This is a genomic window from Martinezella sp. CNPSo 3959, assembly GCF_057784355.1.
On sequence record NZ_JBXSOV010000002.1, the window covers coordinates 223,734 to 243,159 of the forward strand.

The 19,426-nt window shown below is 60.2% G+C and carries 17 protein-coding genes and 1 tRNA gene; 9 read left to right on the forward strand and 9 right to left on the reverse strand.

What is annotated here, in order from left to right; translation table 11 throughout:
* Positions 1 to 65 precede the first annotated feature (65 nt).
* Both AC13RE_RS09050 and AC13RE_RS09055 read right to left on the reverse strand, forming a co-directional pair.
* Complete coding sequence (locus AC13RE_RS09050; protein ID WP_488562701.1) at positions 66 to 1,178, reverse strand: pyridoxal phosphate-dependent aminotransferase; 1,113 nt, start codon at positions 1,176 to 1,178, stop codon at positions 66 to 68.
* A 242-nt stretch (positions 1,179 to 1,420) separates the two neighbouring features.
* Positions 1,421 to 2,173, reverse strand: a complete 753-nt coding sequence (locus AC13RE_RS09055; RefSeq protein WP_488562702.1) for an SDR family oxidoreductase — start codon at positions 2,171 to 2,173, stop codon at positions 1,421 to 1,423.
* A gap of 97 nt (positions 2,174 to 2,270) precedes the next feature.
* On the opposite strand from AC13RE_RS09055, the gene AC13RE_RS09060 reads away from it, so the two are divergent.
* On the forward strand, positions 2,271 to 3,179 hold the full coding sequence (locus AC13RE_RS09060) for an AraC family transcriptional regulator (protein ID WP_488562703.1): 909 nt from the start codon (positions 2,271 to 2,273) through the stop codon (positions 3,177 to 3,179).
* Between the two features lie 16 nt (positions 3,180 to 3,195).
* On the opposite strand, the gene AC13RE_RS09065 is transcribed toward AC13RE_RS09060, so the two are convergent.
* Positions 3,196 to 3,594 carry a PilZ domain-containing protein gene (locus tag AC13RE_RS09065; RefSeq protein ID WP_488483515.1) on the reverse strand — a complete coding sequence of 133 codons (399 nt, stop codon included), beginning with the start codon at positions 3,592 to 3,594 and terminating at the stop codon, positions 3,196 to 3,198.
* Positions 3,595 to 3,904: 310 nt separating this feature from the next.
* Between AC13RE_RS09065 and AC13RE_RS09070 the strand changes: the two genes are divergently transcribed.
* Both AC13RE_RS09070 and AC13RE_RS09075 read left to right on the forward strand, forming a co-directional pair.
* Positions 3,905 to 4,339 (forward strand): glyoxalase superfamily protein, encoded by a 435-nt coding sequence (locus tag AC13RE_RS09070; RefSeq protein WP_310229199.1) that lies wholly within the window; start codon positions 3,905 to 3,907, stop codon positions 4,337 to 4,339.
* Positions 4,340 to 4,404: 65 nt separating this feature from the next.
* Positions 4,405 to 5,772, forward strand: coding sequence for an MATE family efflux transporter (locus AC13RE_RS09075; RefSeq protein ID WP_488562704.1), 1,368 nt, complete (start codon positions 4,405 to 4,407; stop codon positions 5,770 to 5,772).
* A gap of 62 nt (positions 5,773 to 5,834) precedes the next feature.
* On the opposite strand, the gene iolB is transcribed toward AC13RE_RS09075, so the two are convergent.
* From iolB to AC13RE_RS09100, 5 genes are all read right to left on the reverse strand, one after another.
* Entirely contained in the window at positions 5,835 to 6,632 is a 798-nt protein-coding gene (gene iolB, locus AC13RE_RS09080) for a 5-deoxy-glucuronate isomerase (protein ID WP_488562705.1), read from the reverse strand.
* Between the two features lie 68 nt (positions 6,633 to 6,700).
* Entirely contained in the window at positions 6,701 to 7,618 is a 918-nt protein-coding gene (gene iolE / locus AC13RE_RS09085) for a myo-inosose-2 dehydratase (RefSeq protein ID WP_488562706.1), read from the reverse strand.
* A gap of 66 nt (positions 7,619 to 7,684) precedes the next feature.
* The gene (gene iolD / locus AC13RE_RS09090) at positions 7,685 to 9,535 is read right to left on the reverse strand and encodes a 3D-(3,5/4)-trihydroxycyclohexane-1,2-dione acylhydrolase (decyclizing) (protein WP_488562707.1); all 1,851 of its coding nucleotides are present in this window, start codon (positions 9,533 to 9,535) and stop codon (positions 7,685 to 7,687) included.
* A 25-nt stretch (positions 9,536 to 9,560) separates the two neighbouring features.
* Positions 9,561 to 11,495, reverse strand: a complete 1,935-nt coding sequence (locus AC13RE_RS09095; protein WP_488562708.1) for a bifunctional 5-dehydro-2-deoxygluconokinase/5-dehydro-2-deoxyphosphogluconate aldolase — start codon at positions 11,493 to 11,495, stop codon at positions 9,561 to 9,563.
* A 179-nt stretch (positions 11,496 to 11,674) separates the two neighbouring features.
* A complete protein-coding gene (locus AC13RE_RS09100) occupies positions 11,675 to 12,547 on the reverse strand; it encodes a MurR/RpiR family transcriptional regulator (RefSeq protein WP_132716191.1) in 873 nt (290 codons plus the stop codon).
* Positions 12,548 to 12,780: 233 nt separating this feature from the next.
* On the opposite strand from AC13RE_RS09100, the gene AC13RE_RS09105 reads away from it, so the two are divergent.
* The 3 genes from AC13RE_RS09105 to AC13RE_RS09115 all read left to right on the forward strand — a co-directional run bounded on the left by AC13RE_RS09105 (position 12,781) and on the right by AC13RE_RS09115 (position 15,479).
* The gene (locus AC13RE_RS09105) at positions 12,781 to 13,899 is read left to right on the forward strand and encodes a Gfo/Idh/MocA family protein (protein ID WP_488562709.1); all 1,119 of its coding nucleotides are present in this window, start codon (positions 12,781 to 12,783) and stop codon (positions 13,897 to 13,899) included.
* Between the two features lie 143 nt (positions 13,900 to 14,042).
* Positions 14,043 to 15,260 (forward strand): NAD(P)/FAD-dependent oxidoreductase, encoded by a 1,218-nt coding sequence (locus AC13RE_RS09110; RefSeq protein WP_488562710.1) that lies wholly within the window; start codon positions 14,043 to 14,045, stop codon positions 15,258 to 15,260.
* A 129-nt stretch (positions 15,261 to 15,389) separates the two neighbouring features.
* A tRNA-Ser gene (locus tag AC13RE_RS09115) sits at positions 15,390 to 15,479 on the forward strand.
* A gap of 67 nt (positions 15,480 to 15,546) precedes the next feature.
* Here AC13RE_RS09115 and AC13RE_RS09120 read toward each other — a convergent pair.
* Positions 15,547 to 16,458: a LysR family transcriptional regulator gene (locus tag AC13RE_RS09120; protein ID WP_488562711.1), complete on the reverse strand. Its 912-nt coding sequence runs from the start codon at positions 16,456 to 16,458 to the stop codon at positions 15,547 to 15,549.
* 117 nt (positions 16,459 to 16,575) lie between these two features.
* Here AC13RE_RS09120 and AC13RE_RS09125 point away from each other — a divergent pair, with 117 nt between their 5' ends.
* From AC13RE_RS09125 to AC13RE_RS09135, 3 genes are all read left to right on the forward strand, one after another.
* Positions 16,576 to 17,304: an SDR family oxidoreductase gene (locus AC13RE_RS09125; protein WP_488562712.1), complete on the forward strand. Its 729-nt coding sequence runs from the start codon at positions 16,576 to 16,578 to the stop codon at positions 17,302 to 17,304.
* Positions 17,304 to 17,627, forward strand: coding sequence for an Atu4866 domain-containing protein (locus tag AC13RE_RS09130; RefSeq protein ID WP_488562877.1), 324 nt, complete (start codon positions 17,304 to 17,306; stop codon positions 17,625 to 17,627). The genes AC13RE_RS09125 and AC13RE_RS09130 overlap by 1 nt, the downstream gene beginning before the upstream one ends.
* Before the next feature lie 540 nt (positions 17,628 to 18,167).
* Positions 18,168 to 19,217, forward strand: coding sequence for a porin (locus AC13RE_RS09135; protein WP_112337966.1), 1,050 nt, complete (start codon positions 18,168 to 18,170; stop codon positions 19,215 to 19,217).
* The last annotated feature ends 209 nt before the right edge of the window (positions 19,218 to 19,426 follow it).

The window sequence follows — 19,426 nt, forward strand, 5'->3', positions numbered from 1 at the left end:
AACGCCGAAATGATGAAAACCGCGACCAGCCGGAACAAGGCGGGCGCGGTTTCGTCGTTTTGAGCTTAACCGATCGCCTTCAACACTTTGGGCAGCGCTTCGGCAAGCAGCTCCAGATCTTGCTTCGGGCCGACGCTGACGCGGATGCAGCGATTGAGCGGCGCAACCCCCGGCATGCGGATGAAGACGCTGTGCTGGATCAGCCCGTCGACGATGGCGCGGGCATGGGCGCCGTCGCGGCCGCAATCGATGGCGACGAAATTGGTGGCGGAGGCAAGAGGCAGCAGCCCGTTGACGCGGGCGATCGTGCCGATCTCCTCGCGCGCAGCCCGGATCTTGCCGATTACTTCGGCAAGATAGGCCTGATCCTCCAGCGCGGCGAGCGCCGCTACAGTCGCGAGCCTGTTCATGCCGAAATGATTGCGGATCTTGTCGAAGGCCAGCACGGTCTCCGGCGCGCCGATGACATAGCCGACGCGGGCGCCGGCAAGGCCATAGGCCTTAGAGAAGGTGCGGGTGCGCAAGACATTCGGCAGGTCGATCAGGGTCGTGATATCAGGAAGCGAGCTGGCGGGCCCCGTTTCGCTATAGGCTTCGTCGAGGATCAGCAGGCAGTTTTCCGGCAGCGCACGGGCAAAGGCGACGATCTTGTCGGCATCCCACCAGCTTCCCATCGGATTGTCGGGATTGGCGAAATAGACGAGCGGTGCATCCTCGCGCTTCACCGCTTCGAGCAATCCATCGAGATCCTCGCGATCATTGACGTAGGGCACAGTAACGAGGCGGCCGCCAAAGCCGGCGACATGGAAATTGAAGGTGGGATAGCCGCCAAGCGAGGTGACGACGGGCGTGCCCGGTTCGATCACCATACGCGCGATCAGGCCAAGCAGGCTGTCGATCCCTTCGCCGACGGCGATATTGGCGGATTGAACGCCGAGATGGGCCGCAAGCGCCTGCTTCAACTCGTAATTTTCCGGATCGTTATACATCCAGATATCGCCGGCCCGCTCGCGCATGGCCGCGATGACGGAGGGCGCTGGCCCAAAGCCGTTCTCATTGGCGCCGATACGGGCCTTGACCGTCAGCCCGCGCTGACGCTCCAACGCTTCTGGGCCGACGAAAGGAACGGTGGAGGGAAGGGCGCTGATCAGCGGCGTGAAGCGCGAGAAGGCGGACATGCTGGCTTTGTTTCCCGAATTCGGTTGCTGGGTGCGGCAGAATAGGCGCTTGGTGGGTGGTTGCAAGAGCGGAAAAACGTTCGTTTGCATTGCCGCCATTTGCAGTCATCGCAACCGCTGGGGTCACTTTTTCGATAATCTATAAAACAGAGGAGACGCGCTTCACCTGACGGCTGGGTGTTCCCTCTAATGCACGGTCGAAGTCGGAACGGCAGCAGCTTTTTGGCTGCCACCGGTTCCGGTTACAAACCTACCTCAGCCATCCAGAGTTCAGCATCCGCACCGCCCGGAATTCGCAGCGGGGCGGATGGATCGGTGGCAGCCCGCCAAACCGCTTCCGCGACATCGGGTGCGTGAGTCACTGGACCAGTATCGTCCTGCACATTCTTGATGAATTGCTGAATGAGCGGCGCATAGTCCGGATCGTCCAGACCACGCAAATGTGGACGCGCATTCTCCCCAAAGCGAGTTTCCGGCGACCGGCCTGGCAGGACAATATGCACCCGCACGCCAAATGGCTCCATCTCCACCGATAAGGACTCGGTGAAGGCGTTCACCGCTGCCTTGCTCGCCCGGTAGATCCCGATCACCGGCAGAGTCTTGACCGTCACCGTAGAGGTGACGTTGACGATGACTCCGGCCCGACGTTGACGCATCTGGGGCAATACGGCCTGAACCATCGCCAATGTGCCGATCGTATTTGTCTGGAACAGCGACTGCACCGTCTCCGGCGCAGTCAGCTCGATCGGTGAGGGCGCTCCGAAACCGGCATTGTTGACCAATACGTCTATCGGACCGGCGGCCTTCACGGCGTCCGCGATGCTTGCCGGATTGGTGACGTCGAGCGCGAGAATACGCAAGCGTTCGGAAACCGATAGCAGCTCGGGTTTGGGCGTGCGCATTGTCGCGATGACATCCCACCCTCGTTCAAAAAACAGTTTCGCAGTCTCCAGGCCGAAGCCAGACGAGCAACCAGTAATCAATATCGTGGACATGAGCCTCTCCAAACAAAAGGAATGATGCCATGGTAGTGACCGGGCGAGAGACTTTATATATGCTATAGTCTCCATTTCTTTAGCGTTAGTCCTGATTATGACCGTCGATCCCCTTGCCGAAATCGTCACGCTGCTGCAGCCGGCCGCACGCTTTTCGAAGCTGGTGGAATGCGCCGGCGCCTGGCGAATTCATCGCGAGGCCACGGGCGAGCCATTCTACTGCGCAATCCTTGAGGGGCGTTGCCGCGTAACGTTTGGAGGACATCAGCCTTTCATCCTGCGAGCCGGCGATTTCGTGCTCGTGCCGGCCATGCGCGAGCTTGTCAGCGAGAGCGTAGACGCACCGGCCGGTCTGTCCGCCATGGTTCCAACGCAGTTGAGTGGCGGTCATTTCCGTGTCGGCCGCCTCGAGGGGCCGGCGGATATGCGCATGCGCATAGGGCATTGCAGCTTCGGCGCGCCGGATGCGGCCTTGCTCGTTTCCCTCTTGCCTGATGTCGTTATCGTTCGTGACGAGCCCCGACTCGCGACGCTGATGCAATTGGTCGGTGAAGAAACGCGCGAGCGCCGGCCGGCACGCGAACTCGTGCTGGAACGGCTGCTGGAGGTGTTGTTGATCGAGGCATTGCGATCCGGCACGGAAACAACCGTGACGTCGAGCTTGAGTCGCGGCCTTGCCGATGACCGCCTAGCCGCAGCACTTCACGCAATGCATGCGCGTCCTGCCCATCCTTGGACTGTCGCGGATCTTGCGACCGAAGCGGCCCTGTCCCGATCGGCTTTCTTTGCGCGTTTCAGCCGCGTCGTTGGCCTGCCGCCAATGGAATATCTATTGGCTTGGCGCATGGCTCTTGCAAAGCAGCTATTGCGCAGCCGCGAATTGGGGATGGATCAGGTAGCTGAACGCGTTGGCTACGGATCGGCAAGCACTTTCAGCGTCGCCTTTGCGCGATACGCAGGCATGCCGCCTGCACGATATGCCCGCGGCGACGTGCGAAGCGATTGAGGACGTGAAGCCGAATTTATACCGGCCGCCGCTTGCCGCGTGCAGCCAGGGCTTCGACATTGCCGATCATGAAATCGGCGCGCACGACGCGGCGAAGCGTCTCCGGTTCGATCAGGTTGATAAAGCGGACATGGACGCGGTTGTCGATGCGGCTGACCTCGGCGCAGGCGATGCGGTAGGCGAGACCGAGGATGTTCAGATAGTAGTGGGTCGGCAGGCCGACCGTCGTGGCGACGGTGAAGCTGGCGCCGCCGCGCGAGATGTCGGTAATTTCGGCGCTGCGCACCGAAATGCCTGTTAGGCAGGGACGAACCGCCACGAGACGCGCCGGCCGCTGGACGTAGAAACGTTCCCAGCTGCGTTCGTAGACTTCGGATTTGACTTTCGCCAGATGGGTTGCGCGAAGCATTGTCATTCCCTGTTGGAAAACAGACCGAATTCATCTCGGTTACAGCATGAACCTTGCACGGAGATTTTGCGGAAGCGTCAATTGCATTGGTAGAATTTTAACGGGTTCGTCTTTTGTACCGATTTGGGCGCATCTTGACAGGCGCATCGGCTTCGATCATACGAACGAGCGGTTCGAGGCACCTGCCGCTCGCGGATGAAAATCCAAGGTGAAGTCCTCGCTGTTTTAGGTCACGGCCATTCAGGGCATGCTGACTGACGGTAATGCGAGCTCCGTTTCACAGTCATAATTGCATGCCTTAGCAAAGGCTGATCCTATGACGACGTATCCGTCCATAGATGAATTGAAGGCTCAGGCCCGGCGTCTGCGTCAGGCCATGGCCGAGCGCGGCGACGACATGAGCCACTCGACAGCGCTGGAGCTGATCGCGAAGCAACACGGGCTGCGCGATTGGAACACGCTCTCGGCGCTTGCGGCAAAACCGAATGACGGGCCTGATGCGCCCTTCGATGTCGGCTCCGCGGTGCGTGGACGCTATCTGAACAAGCCGTTTACCGGCAAGGTTCTGGCGATGTCGGCGAAGTCGGGCGGGCTCTACAGGATTACGATCCACTTCGACGAACCGGTCGATGTGGTGGAGTTCGAGAGCTTCTCCGCGTTTCGCCAGCGCATCAACGCCCAGGTCGATGCCGACGGCATTTCGCCGCGCAGGACATCGAACGGCGTGCCGCATCTGGTTCTCGACCTTTAATCTTCATCCCTGCTTGTTACGCCGCTATCTTTGCCGCTCGCGAGCGATTCCGTCCGGATACCACCATGACGCACACCCTCGAAAACAATATGTTTCTCACCGGCTGGCTGCCTGGCGTCTTTGCCAAGACAGCCGCGCCGATCATCGTCATCACCACTGTCAGCGGCCTCTTTGCTGTCGTTGACGCCTATTTTCTCGGCGTCTATGTCGGCGCCGAGGCGCTCTCCGCCGTCAGCCTCATCTTTCCCGCGCTGATGCTGCTGATCGCGCTGCAGACGCTGGTTTCAAACGGCATGGCGAGCATTCTCGCCCGCTGTCTCGGCGCCGGAAATCGCGACGCCGCGAAGTCCGTGTTTACCGGCGCCCATACGCTGGCGCTCGCCGTCGTGGTCGCGGTCAATCTCATCTATTGGCTCGTAGGGCGACAGTTCATTGCCGTGGCAGCGGCGGGAAATGTCGATGTCGCCCGCAGTGCCGAGGCCTTCATGGGCGTCATGGTCGCCTTCGCGCCGATCAGCTTCTTTCTTTCGATCCATCTCGACGGGCTGCGTTGCGAAGGAAAGCTCGGCTTCATGACGCTGGTGACGCTTGCCTCGACGCTGCTCAACATCCTGGCAAACTGGCTGCTGATCGCGGTCTTTCAGTGGGGCGTCGTCGGCTCCGCCGGCGGCTCGGTGCTGGCGCAATTCATCTGCCTAATGATCGTCATCATCTATCGCCTGCGTCGGCCGAATGGCCTTTGGGTCGACATGGCGCTGCATGTTCGCGAGTGGCGCGGCATCTTCGCCTTCGGCGCTCCGATGAGCCTCGGTTTCATCGGCATTTCGCTGAGCTCGGCGGCGATCCTCTTCAACGTGTCGATCTGGCATGAGCGGGATTATGTCGCGACCGTCGGCGCCTATGGAATCGTCACAAGAGTAATGACCTTCGCCTATTTGCCGCTGCTGGGCTTGAGCATCGCGTTGCAGACCATATCAGGCCATAATCATGGTGCCGCCCTTCCAACCCGCGTCGGTCATAGCGTCCTGATCGCCCTGATTTCGGCTCTTGTCTATTGCGGCGCCGTCGAACTCATCGTCGAGCTGCTGGCGGGGCATATGGGTTCGATTTTCGTAGGCGATCCTGTGATCGTCACGGAAGTCGGCCGCATCCTGCCCTGGACGATCGGGGCCTACTTCCTCTTCGGCCAGGCGATCATCCTGTCGTCCTATTTCCAGTCGATCGGCGATGCGAAGCGTGGAGCGATCTTCGGTCTGTCGCGGTCCTATCTGTTCACCTTGCCGCTGACATTCCTCCTGCCGCTCGTCTTCGGCGAACGCGGGATCTGGATGACGCCGATCTTCGCTGAGATAGGAATGATCCTGCTCACCTGGCTGGTATTGTCGCGCAATGCCAGGGATCGCAAATGGCGCTATGGCTTGTTGCCGGCATGAGAATGGAAAAGGCCGCGCTTTCGGGCACGGCCTTTTCGCTATGAGCCTATATCAGGCGTCATTCAGGACTTTAGCAGCCATTCATGTTCCACGGCATTGTGGAACTTCCAGATGCGCTTTGGGCCGGCCATGACATTCAAGTAATAGAGGTCGTAGCCGTGGCAGGCGGCGCAAGGGTGATATCCTTTCGGCACCAGCGTCACGTCGCCATCCTCCAGCACCATGACTTCGTCCAGCGACCGGTCGTCGGTATAGACACGCTGGAAGCCGAAGCCCTGCGGCGGGTTTAGGCGGTGATAATAGGTCTCCTCCAGGAAGCTTTCGTGCGGAAGATTGTCCTGATCGTGTTTGTGCGGAGGGTAGGACGAGGTGTGTCCGCCCGGCGTGATCACTTCGACGACCAGCAGCGAATGCGCGGCGCCATCGTCTTCCGGCATGATGTTGTTGACGTGGCGGACATTGGTGCCCTTGCCGCGCGTCAGCGCCGGATGTGTGCCCGGCGGAATGGCGCGCGCTTCATAGGAGCCGCCGCCCGGTGCCGAGCAGACGGCCAGTTCCAGATCGGTCTCGGCGATCACCGACCAGCTCGAGCCTGCTGGAATATAAAGCGCGTGGGGTGCGCCCTCGAAGGGACTCATGCGGCCGCCGAGCGAGCCGAAATCCTTTGTACCCGCCTTGGCGCTTCCCTTGCCGCTAACCCATACGAGGCAGACCTCGCGATCGCCGGTCTCGGCCGAAGCGGTTTCGCCCGGCTTCAAGCGATGCAGGTCGAAGCCGACATAGGTCCAGCCGGCGCTTTCGGGCGTGACATGGGTGACGCGGCCATGCGAGCCGCTAGGTTTGACCTTCAGATTGGGCATGGTCTTGCTCCATTGCTTGGAGAGTGCCTCTCGCCAACCTGTGAGGGAGGAGAGGGGCACGTCTTCCGTTATCCCTGGGGAAAGCCTTCGGTTTCAACCGTGTAGCCTGCGGCCGTCATCACGCGCATCAGCTCGGCATAGCCGATCTCGGCCATCTTCTGTGGCGGCGCTTTGCGCGGGTCCTGTTCGGCCTCGACCACGAACCAGCCTTCATAGCCGTAATCGGCGAAGCGCTGGACGATCGCGCCGAAATCGAGCGATCCATCGCCCGGCACCGTGAATGCGCCGAGCGCGACGGCATCGAGGAAGGACTGCCGGCTGCGGTCCAGCCCGTCGACGACAGACTTTCGGATATCCTTGACGTGGACGTGGTTGATGCGGGCGTGGTGACTATCGATGGCGCGCAGCACGTCGCCGCCGGCAAAGGCGAGATGGCCGGCATCGAGCAGCAGCGGAATGCCTTCGCCGGAATTGCGCATGAAGGCATCGAGTTCCGGCTCGGTTTCGACCACGGCTGCCATATGATGGTGATAGGAGAGCGGCATGCCCTGGTCGGCACACCATTCGCCGAACTCGGTGACGCGGCGGGCATAGGCCTTCATCTCGTCATCCGAAAGGCGCGGCTTGGTGGCGAGCGGCTTGGAGCGGTCGCCCTGGATGGAGCGGCCGACTTCGCCATAAACGATGCAAGGCGCGTTGACGGCCTTGAACAGTTCGATCATCGGCGCGATGCGATCCTTGTTGGCGGCAAGCTCCTCGTTGACGAGGGTGCCGGAGAACCAGCCGCCGCAAAGCGTTACATCGGCGGCACGCAGGATCGGCAGCATTTCATCGGGGTTGCTCGGGAAGCGCCGGCCCTGTTCCATGCCGGTGAAGCCCGCACCGCGCGACTGGCGAAGGCATTCCTCGAGGGATACGTCGTCGCTGAGCTCAGGAAGATCGTCGTTCCACCAGGCGATGGGCGACATGCCGAGTTTGGCCTTCATCAATGGTCTCCTTGAAACATGGTTGGAGGAGCGTCTCAGCTCCTCCGAAAAAATGAAAGAAATCGATCAGCCGATGCGCTGGGCGGCACGGGCTTGTTCGTAGGCGGCGCGGGCCTTGTTGACCTCGGCACGCGGGCTGACCTCGGGAACGGCGACGTCCCACCAGTGGCCGCCTTCATCCGTGGTGATCAGCGGATCGGTGTCGATGACGATGACCGAGCTGCGATCGTTCTTCTTCGATGCTTCGATGGCCTGTTCCAGCTCAGCGATGGAAGAGACCTTCACGGCGATCGCACCCATGCTGGCCGCATGCGCCCGGAAGTCGATCTCCGGCATCACTTCGAAGCGCGAGTCCTTCAAGAGGTTGTTGAAGTTCGCGCCGCCGGTCGCCATCTGCAGGCGGTTGATGCAGCCATAGCCGCGGTTGTCGAGCAGCACGACGGTGATCTTCAGGCCGAGCATGACAGAGGTCGCCAGTTCGGAATTCATCATCATGTAGGAGCCGTCGCCGACCATGACGACGACATCCTTCTCCGGCCGCGCCATCTTGACGCCGAGGCCGCCGGCAATCTCATAGCCCATGCAGGAGAAGCCGTATTCCATGTGGTAGCTGCCGGGTGCGGTCGCCGGCCAGAGCTTATGCAGCTCGCCGGGCAGGCCGCCCGCTGCGCAAACGAGAATGCTGTCCTTGCCGCCGAGCGTGCGCGTAACAGCGCCGATGACCTGGGCGTCGGAGGGCAGAGCGGCGTTCGTAGTTGCCATCGCCTTGGCGGCGGCCTCCATCCAGACCTGCTTTTCTTTCGTCGCCTTTTCGGCCAGCGACGCCGGAGCGCGCCAATCCGCCAGGCCGGCGGAAAGCGCCTTCAGCCCCTCGCGCGCATCCGTCACCAGCGGGTGACTATTGTGCTTGAGAGCGTCGTAGGCCGCGATATTGAGGCCGATCATGGCCAGCTTTTCGTTCTTGAACAGCGCCCAGGAGCCGGTGGTGAAATCCTGGCAGCGGGTTCCCACAGCGATCACCAGATCCGTGTCTTCAGCAATGGCATTGGCCGCCGATGTGCCCGTCACACCGACGGAGCCGAGCGCGAGGGGGTGCGTCTCGTCGATGGCCGATTTGCCGGCCTGTGTGACGACGACGGGAATACCATGAGCTTCGGCAAAAGCGGCCAGTTCCTTCGTCGCCTGCGAATAGAGCACGCCGCCGCCGGCAAGAATAACCGGCTTTTCGGAGCGGCGGATCAATGCAATGGCATTGGCAAGTTCATCTGCATCCGGCTGCGGACGGCGCGGCACCCAGACATGCTCCTCGAAGAAGCTTTCCGGATAATCGAAGGCTTCGGCCTGCACGTCCTGACACAGCGAAAGCGTCACAGGACCGCAATCGAGGGGATCGGTCAGCACCTGCATGGCGCGCTTCAGCGCCGATATGATTTGTTCCGGCCGCGTGATGCGGTCGAAATAGCGCGAGACGGGGCGGAAGGCGTCATTGGCCGACACGGTGCCGTCACCGAAATCCTCGATCTGCTGCAGTACCGGATCGGGGGCGCGGTTGGCAAAGACGTCGCCGGGCAGGAAGAGAACGGGGATGCGATTGACGTGTGCGACGCCGGCGGCTGTCACCATATTCAGTGCGCCAGGACCGATGGAGGTCGTGCAGGCCATGAAGCGCTGACGGAAGCTTGCCTTGGCATAGGCAATAGCAGCATGGGCCATGCCCTGCTCGTTGTGAGCGCGGAAGGTCGGCAGCTCCTCGCGTACCTGATAGAGCGCCTCGCCGATGCCGGCGACGTTGCCGTGACCGAAGATCGCCCAGACGCCGCCGAAAATCGGCTGCTTCTGCCCGTCGATGATGGTCATCTGCTTCTTGAGGAAATGCGTGACGGCCTGTGCCATCGTCAATCGGATCGTCTTGCCCATCGGGCGCCTCCCAAATGCTTGTTTCTTACAGGCCGCGGGTTTTAAGCCACGCTTGCGTCAATTGCCGGAAGCGGCCGGCCATATCGGCAATCGCTTCCTCGTCGTTCATGCCGCCCGACAGCCACGCGCGGGCCGCATCGGAGAAAATGGTCCGCCCTACGGCGAAACCCTTGACTGCAGGGGCGGCCAGCGTCGCCTCGAAACTGCGGATCAGTTCCTCCGCTGGTGCCTCCAGGCCGAGCAGCACGATACCTCGGCACCATGGATCATTTTTGGCGATCACGGCATCGATTTTTTTCCAGGCAGCCGTCGATTCCTGTGGCTCCAGCTTCCACCAGTCCGGCTTGATGCCGAGCGCATAGAGCTCTTCCATAGCCGTCGGAATCGTATCGTCGGTCAGCGGTCCGTTCTTGCTGGCAATGATTTCGACCAGAAGCTCGCGGCCAACCTTGCGCGCGGCCTCGAACAGTGTCCGCAGCTTCTCCTGCTGCTCCGCCTTGAGCTCCTTCGGATCGTCTGGATGGTAGAAGCACAGGCATTTGATGCAATGGTTGAGCGGCCATTCGACGAGCTGCGAGCCGATATCCTGGCTGAACTCGAATTTCAGCGGCTTCGATCCCGGCAGCTCGACGGGGCGGCCGATCCAGGAGAAATTCTTGGTTGCCGCATCGAAGAAGGCGTCGCGCCCGAAGCGTTCATCGATCAGCATGCCATAGCCCTGGCGGCCGTCGGCCACACGCGCCGCAGCCTCGACCGCGAGCCGCTTGAAGGCGACGATCCTGTCGTAACCGACGCTTAGCTCATCGCAGACGCTGACGAGCTGCGAACGATGGTCGATCGCAAGCGCCATCAGCAGCGGGATTTCGTCGCCGCGACGGGTCGTCGCCCAATGAATGTGATTGATCGCCTCGTCCTTGCGCAGCGCCCTGTGTTTGCTGCCCGTCTTCAGGAAGAAATCGAGTTCCGTCCAGGTCGGATATTCCGGTGAGCAGAGCAGGCGGGAGACGGCGAAGGCGCCGCAGGCATTCGCCCAGGTGGCGCAGGTCTTCAGCGGCTCGCCGCGCAGATAGCCGCGCAGGAAGCCCGACATGAAGGCATCGCCCGCGCCGAGAACATTGAAGACCTCGATCGGGAAACCCTGGCCAACGATGCCGGATTCGAGATCGTCGGAGATCGGGCCGTCGTAGACGATGCAGCCCATCGCGCCGCGCTTGAGCACGATGGTCGCTGGAGAAAGGCGGCGGATTTCCTTGAGCGCGCCGAGCACGTTGTCGACGCCCGAGCCGATCATGATCTCTTCTTCCGTGCCGACGATCAGGTCGCAATCCGGCAGCGTCTCCCTCATCTTCGAGGAAACGCGATCCGATTTCACATAGCGCTCGAAGCCCTCGGCATGGCCGGCAAGACCCCATAGATTTGGCCGGTAGTCGATGTCGAAGATCACCTTGCGGCCGTTCGCCTTGGCGATGCGGATCGCCTTGCGCTGTGCCGCTTCGGTATTGGGTTTGGAGAAATGCGTGCCGGATACGAGAACGGCGCCCGAAGACTTGATGAAGCCTTCGTCGATATCGTCTTCGTTCAGCGCCATGTCGGCGCAGTCTGAGCGATAGAAGATCATCGGCGAGACGCCTTCGGCCTCGACCGCCAGCAGCACCAGCGCCGTCAGCCGCTCCTTGTCCGTCGCGATCCCATCGACGGCCACGCCCTCGCGTGCCGCCTGTTCACGGATGAAGCGGCCCATCTGCTCGTCGCCGACGCGGGTGATGAGGCCGGATTTCAGGCCGAGCCGCGCGGTGCCGATGGCGATATTGGCCGGGCAGCCGCCAACCGACTTGGCAAAAGAGGCTATGTCTTCCAGGCGCGAGCCGATCTGCTGGCCGTAAAGGTCGACGGAGGACCGGCCGATAGTGATCACATCGAGTTTTGTCTCCGGCTGTGCGCCAGGATTGTCGTGTGCCATGATGTCCTCCCGTCGGGGCATGACCTCTTCTGCTTTTCAGCCTGCGCCGAGATCATGCGTTATTGAAAGTGCCGGTGCTCGTTTCGTCCCGGCTGCTATGGATCTGGCGGCCATCTCCCGCGGCCGTGATCTTGGTTGTAGTGAAACATTGGTTCCGAGATTTTGTCAATTCGGAATGTTTATTCCATTTTCGTTTTATCGGCTTTTGTCGCAGCTTTTCGCCGGCGCTCGGCAATGGCAACCGGAAACGCCATGATCAGCGCCATCGATGCCGACAGCGAGCGGAAACCGGCAAAATCGGCTTCCGCCACTTCAAACCAGTAATCCGCGCAGGCGGTAAGCGGCGAGAAGGCCGAATCGGTAATGGCGATGACGGGCACGTTGCGCGCAGCGAGGTCCTGTGCCTGCGCCAAACTGTCGGCTGCGTAGGGGGAAAAGCTTGCGGCGATCGCTGCGTCCTTCTCCGTGGCGAAGCGTGTGATCTCGCCGTCGATGCCGTTCGGCGAGGCGACGATCTGATGACGTATGTTGAGCTTGGAAAAGGCATAGGTCATATGTGCCGTCAGCGGATAGGAGCGGCGCTTGGCGATCAGATAGATCGTCTCGGCCGCTGCAAGCACGTCGATGGCTTTGGCGAAGGTGTCGGTCTCGATGGTTGCGGCGAGCTTGTTGACGGATTGGCTCGCCGCAGAGAGGAAGCCCGAGAGAATAGTGGCCTCTTCGTTCTCTACGCCGGAGCGTTCGAGCGTTACCAGCCGCTCCTCATAACTCAGCGTCCGGTCGCGCAGCCGTTCGCGAAAGATGCTCTGAAGATCGGAAAAGCCCTCATAGCCGAGGTGATGGGCAAGGCGCACCAGCGTGGAGGGTTGAACTTCGGCGGCAGTGGCGATGCTCGCCGTCGTGCCGAAGGCGATCTCATCGGGATTGCCGAGCGCGAAGGCGGCGACCTGCGCGAGGCGCTTTGGCATGGCGTTCTTGCGCTCGATGATGATGCTGCGCAGGCTTTCGAAGTCGCGCGGCACCCTGGTTTGCGTCTCGACATTATTGTCCATGCGCCGTCCTTCAGCTCCCCACATGCCCGCAATGAAACATATATTCCATATTTACAACGATACCGGATTTTGAATCGTTCGGCACGAATAATTTTAAGCTAATGAATTTACATATATAAATACGGGTTTTCGTCATTTCGGATTGAAGTCGATACCATGAGTGCGCTTGTCAAAACGGTCTAAATATTCCAAAAATCATCCACTTCGGGAGAAGATGTGAGGAGGAAAGGCAAATGAAGCCATTGGGCGTTGGATTGATCGGCACCGGTTATATGGGCAAATGCCATGCGCTAGCCTGGAATGCGGTCAAAACAGTATTCGGTGATGTCGCGCGGCCGCGCCTGGTGTATCTTGCCGAAGCCAATGCCGATCTGGCAAAGGCGCGTGGTGACGAATTCGGCTTCGAAAAGGCAACGGCCGACTGGCGCGATCTCATCGCCGATCCCGATGTCGACGTCGTCTCGGTCACGACCCCCAACCAGTTCCACCCGGAAATGGCGATCGCAGCCCTTGAAGCTGGCAAGCACGTCTGGTGCGAAAAGCCGATGGCGCCGTCCTATGGCGATGCCGAGCGCATGCTGGCCGCAGCCAAGGCCTCCGGCAAGGTCGCCATCCTCGGTTACAATTATATCCAGAACCCGGTGATGCGTCACATCAAGGCGCTGATCGCAGAAGGGGCGATCGGCGCGGTTAATCACATCCGCGTCGAGATGGATGAGGATTTCATGGCCGATCCGAACGGTCTCTTCTATTGGAAGAGCGAACTTGCTTCCGGTTACGGCGCTTTGGATGATTTCGCCGTGCATCCGCTTTCGCTTCTCTGGTTCCTGTTCGGCCATGTCGAGGCTGTCATCACCGATATGGTGAAGCCTTATGCCGAACGGCCGCTAAAGGACGGGGGCAGCCGCGCCGTCGAAAACCACGATCTCGCCAATGTGCTGATGCGGCTTGGCGGCGGCATTTCCGCCGTGCTCATGGCCAACCGTTCTGCCTGGGGCCGCAAGGGCCGGATCGCCCTGCAGATCTTCGGCTCCAAGGGCTCGATCTCCTATGATCAGGAGCGCATGAACGAATTCGAGCTCTATCAGGCCGAGGGCAGGGACAGTGAACAGGGCTTCCGCAAGGTGCTGGCCGCACCCGCGCACAAGCCCTATGACCGTTTCATCCCGGCACCCGGTCATGGTCTCGGCTTCAACGATCTGAAGATCATCGAGTGCCGGGAGTTGATCCGCGCCATATCAGGCGAGGCTGCGTCAGTCGTGGCTTTCAAAGACGGCCTGCGCATCGAAAAATCGGTACACGCCATGGCCCAATCCTTCCACGAACACCGCTGGGTCGAAATATCAAGCTGAGCGTTTGGCCTAATTTTCTCCCGATCCGGGGCGCAGGGTCAGCCGTGATTGACGCTTGCGGATGCAGGCGTTACCCCTGAAGTCCAAAGGCGGCCTTCCGCGCAACGCGGAAGGAGCGCCATAATAACAATGGAGTACGGATCGTGACGGGCAGATTGGTCATTGTCGGGGCCGGGCAGGCGGGTTTCGCGCTTGCGGCCAAGTTGCGTGGGCTGGGTGATTCTCGGCCGATCACCATCGTCGGTGCCGAGGAAAACCTTCCCTACCAGCGCCCACCTTTGACCAAGAAGTACCTGCTCGGCGAGATGGCTTTCGATCGCCTGCTGTTCCGGCCCGAACATTGGTACACCGACAACAATGTCGAGATCCGTGTGTCCACCTGGGTCGAGCAGATCGATCGTGTCGCAAAGCAGATCGTCATGCAGGACGGCTCCAGGCTGGATTACGAGACCCTAGCGCTTGCGACTGGCTCGACGCCGCGCCGCCTGCCGCCCTCCGTCGGCGGCGCGCTCGAAGGCGTCTATCTCGCCCGTGACAAGCGAGACGCCGATCTTCTTGCCGGGGAAATGCGTCCAGGCCGCCGGGTGCTCATCATCGGCGGCGGCTATATCGGGCTTGAGGCCGCTGCTGTCGCGCGCCATCGCGGCCTTGAGGTCACGCTCATCGAGATGGGCGACCGGATATTGCAGCGTGTGGCGGCCAAGGAAACGGCCGATATTTTCAGAGCCATTCATCAAAAGCACGATGTCGTCATTCGCGAGAAGACCGGCCTGAAGCAGCTCATCGGTCGCAACGATCATGTCATCGCCGCCGAATTGTCCGACGGGTCTACCATCGACGTCGATTTCGTCGTCGTCGGCATCGGCGTCGCCCCGAATGACAGGCTCGCCAAGGAGGCCGGTCTCGAGGTCGGCAACGGTATCGTCGTCGATTCGTTCGCCCGCACCTCCGATCCCACGATCTTCGCCATGGGCGATTGCGTAGAATTGCCCTGGGAGGGCGGCCGCATTCGGCTCGAATCGGTGCAGAACGCCGTCGATCAGGCTGAGGCCGCGGCGGGAATCATAGCCGGCGGCGAAAAAGCCTATGATCCAAAGCCGTGGTTCTGGTCGGATCAATATGACGTCAAGCTGCAGATCGCCGGCTTCAATCTGGGTTACGACGAGACCCTTCTGCGTCCCGGTGCTCGCGAGGGCGCGGCTTCCGTCTGGTATTTCAAGCAGAACCGCTTCATCGCTGTCGACGCGATAAACGACGCGAAGGCTTATGTGACCGGCAAGAAGCTGCTGGAAACCGGCGCCAACCCATCCAGAGAGATCCTTGCCGACCCGGCCGCGGATTTGAAGCAGCTGCTGGCTTGATGTGAATTTTCGAGCCGGCCGGAGCATGGTTCGGTCGACAATCGCCTGTTGCTGAATCATGGAAAGAACGTACACAAGCGCGAAAAAGCGCTTGCGTCGATAAATGAATGGCCCTATCAGGGCCGCACCGGAGAGGTGGCCGAGTGGTCGAAGGCGCTCCCCTGCTAAGGGAGTATACCAGAAATGGTATCGTGGGTTCGAATCCCATCTTCTCCGCCATTTTCCTGATTATCCTACCTTGCAGGCGACGACCCGCGATCTTGGCGCTGCGCCAAGCCGATCAAGGTCAGTTATTTCGGCCTGCAAAGCCTTCGTAGCGTTTCAGATATGCTATCAGCGCCCTCAGCTTCGGAGCCATGTTCCGTCGGTTGGGATAGTAGAGGTAGAAGCCCGGAAAATAGGGGCAATATTCCTCCAGGATCGGCACCAGTTCGTTTCTGCCGATGAAGGCGCGGAAGCTTTCCTCCATCCCGAAAGTGATTCCCGCTCCGGCGACAGCTAGCCTGATCATCACGCCCATGTCATTCGTCGTCACCTCCGGCGCGACCTCCACCCGGAATTCCTTGCCTTCCTCGGCAAACTCCCATCGATAGGGGACAGCCTTTGGTGAGGATCGCCAGCCTATGCATCGATGCATCGAGAGTTCTTTCGGATGCGTGGGGATGCCGAATCGGTCGCGATAGGCCGGGGAGCAGACGGCCAATTGCCGCTCGTTGCCGGCGATCGGTACGGCAATCATGTCCTGTTCGATGACTTCGCCAAGCCGGACGCCTGCGTCGTAGCCTTCCGATACGATGTCGAATTCCTCATCCGTGATGGTGATGTCGAGCTGAATCTCGGGATTGGCGTCCGCAAAGCCTGCGAGAAAGTCGCCGGCGAGAAAACGCTCCGCGATCGACGAGACGGCAAGCCGTAATTGACCGCGAGGTCGGCTGCGCAAAGTCTCCGTCTTTTCCATAGCGGCGCGTATGTCCGAGACTGCCGGCTCCACCTCCGCATAGAGCCGTTCGCCAGCCTCGGTCAGGCTGACGCTGCGGGTTGTGCGCTGCAGCAGCGCGATGCCCATGCTCTCCTCCAATCGCCGTATCGTCTGGCTGACTGCCGAGCGGGTAACACCGAGCCTATCGGCAGCGGCGCGAAAATTGCGCTCCTGAGCGACCAGGATGAAGACGGAGAGAGCATTGAGATCGGGCCACATTGGTAACTATTGCTTTCCAAGCTGTCACTGAATGGATGTCTTATCACGACAATGAGGCTCTGTATTCTTCCTGTAGCCGGTTCCAAGAGAACCGTTCACATAGCAAGGAGTGATCGCATGCCTATCGATAAAGTCATTCTCATCACCGGTGCCTCCAGCGGCATCGGTGCGGGCATCGCCCGCGAACTCGCTTCTGCCGGCGCAAGGGTCATGCTGGGCGCCAGGCGCATCGACAGATTGGAAGCATTGGCGGCCGAGATACGAGAAAAGGGCGGCACGGTCATGACCCGCCGGCTCGATGTCACCGACAGGGCTGACGTGGCTGCCTTTGCGGAGGCGGCACGCCTGGCCTGGGGCGGCGTCGATGTGATCGTCAATAATGCCGGCATTATGCCGCTTTCCCTGATGGCTTCGATGAAGGTCGAGGAGTGGGACAGAATGGTCGACGTTAACATCAAGGGCGTGCTTCATGGCATTGCGGCGGTCCTGCCGGAAATGACGGCGCGTGGTTCCGGCCACATCATCAATATCGCCTCGATCGGGGCGCTGGCCGTCTCTCCGACCGCCGCCGTCTATTGCGCGACCAAGTATGCCGTTCGGGCGATCTCCGATGGGCTGCGGCAGGAATGCCGCGACATCCGGGTCACCTGCATTCATCCGGGCGTCGTCGAGAGTGAGCTCGCCGATACGATCACCGATCCGGCGGCGGCCGAAGCGATGAAATCCTATCGAGCCGTTGCGCTGACTCCCGATGCCATCGGTCGGGCGGTGCGCTTCGCCGTCGAGCAGCCAGATGATGTCGATGTCAATGAGGTCGTCGTGCGCCCGACGCGGGCGGCGCATTGATCCGCTCCCTTGCTCTCATTCTCATCCTGGCAGGCATCCTGTTCGCTTCGCCGGCACTTTCCGAGGATCGAATCCAAATGAAGAAACCGACTCACACTTACGCCGGCATGTGGGTGACCGCAGATGGTCATATCCGCCATGAGCTCCTGCCGAACGGCCGCTATATCGAGGCGCGGGGCAGCCGTGAGCGTGCCTATCAGGGGCGCTACGTGTTGACTGGGGATCATATCGACTACTGGGACGACACCGGTTTCACCGCAGATGGTGACTTTATCAATGGCGTGCTCCATCACGCCGGGATGATCCTCTATCGAAGGAAATGATGGTTCGGAGCGGCGTTTGGTGTTCAGCGGCCCTTCCTTTTCCAATGGCTGCTTGCACTTATCCGAATCGCTCATCCTGGAATCACCCGCGTCCTTGCTTCGTTTTGGGACGCGGGTGGACGTCACCAGGGGCTATTTGTCCGGCGACGAAGCGACGCCAGTGCCGCAAAGAGCTTGCCGGACCGCGCAAAAATCCGCCGGTTAGCCATGGAATGGCCATTTCCCCGCCTTTTTCCAGCTGACTGAAGCTATTCCAGCCGTTGGCGTAAGTACCCGTAGATTAAGACGTTTCTTAACGAAGTCTAAATAAATGTGGCCACCGTGTCGCCGACTTGTGTCCTTTCAGCAACAGGAATTGCGGAAGGCTTACCCAAATCCCCCTTTCGGAGAAGATGTCGATTGCGTGACAGGCCGCGTCTTGTATTTTCACTCTCGGAAGCGAGGGCGATTGATCGTCCACTTCTTGAAACACGAGGATGGGACAGGGAATGCCTTCGGGTAGTTCTCATTCTTGAGATAAAACTTTGACTGGAGGTCAATATGAACATCAAGAGCCTTCTTCTCGGCTCCGCTGCTGCGCTGGCAGCAGTATCCGGTGCTCACGCGGCTGACGCGATCGTCGCTGCTGAGCCCGAGCCGTTGGAATACGTCCGCATCTGCGACGCATACGGTGCTGGCTACTTCTTCATCCCGGGCACCGAAACCTGCCTCAAGATCGGCGGTAAGGTTCGTACCGAAGGTAAGTGGTACGATGCTTACGACGCAGACAGCCACAATGGCACTCTCTGGCACACGCGTGCTGAGCTGCAGCTGCAGACGGCAACCGACACCGAATACGGTCCGCTGAAGACCAACACTGAACTGCGTTGGGACTGGAACGACGGCAACGCGACGTCGACCAACCTGCTGCATGCCAGCATCAGCCTCGGTGGCTTCACCGTTGGTAAGGAAGACTCGCAGTTCAACGTCTTCACCGGCTACGCCGGCGACGTCATCAACGACGACGTGGTCTATGACGGTCCGTACGAACTGAACCAGATCACCTACAACTACGACGCCGGCAACGGCTTCACGGCTGTAATCTCGGTTGAAGACTCGAACTCCGGTAAGTTTGCAACTGGCGCAAACGGCGAAGACAGCACGAACCACTACCTGCCTGACGTTGTTGCCGGTGTTGGCTACAAGGCCGGCGCATGGGCCTTCAAGGTCGTTGGCGGTTACGACTCGATCGTCGAAGAAGGCGCTATCAAGGCTCGCGTAGACGCTGACTTCGGCGTATTCTCGGCCTTCTTGATGGGCGGCTGGAACACCGACGGCGACAAGCTGAACAAGTACGCTGGTGCAGGCAGTGAAGGCATCGGCTGGGGCGACTGGGCAGTTTGGGGCGGCGTTGGCGTACCGGTCAACGAAAAGCTGAAGTGGAACCTCCAGCTCGCTTACACCGACTCCAAGGTCTTCGCCGCTACCACGAACGTCAAGTGGAACCCGGTTAAGAACCTGCTCATCGAGCCGGAAGTCTCCTACACCAACTGGGACTCCATCAACAAGGACCAGTGGGCTGGTATCCTCCGCTTCGAGCGCTCGTTCTAATCTGATTTGACTTCGGTCATATGAGATTTCTCACTTCGGTGAGGAAAAGCCCGGTCGAAAGGCCGGGCTTTTTGCGTTATCGGCAGCCGCATTTCTTTTGATCTTGAAGATGATGCGACCATTTTGGTATGGCGCATTTTTCTCTGCGGATATTGCCCTCCGCGCGAAAGTTGTTTCCGTGTAATTTTAAGCAGAATTCGCTCCGGGTG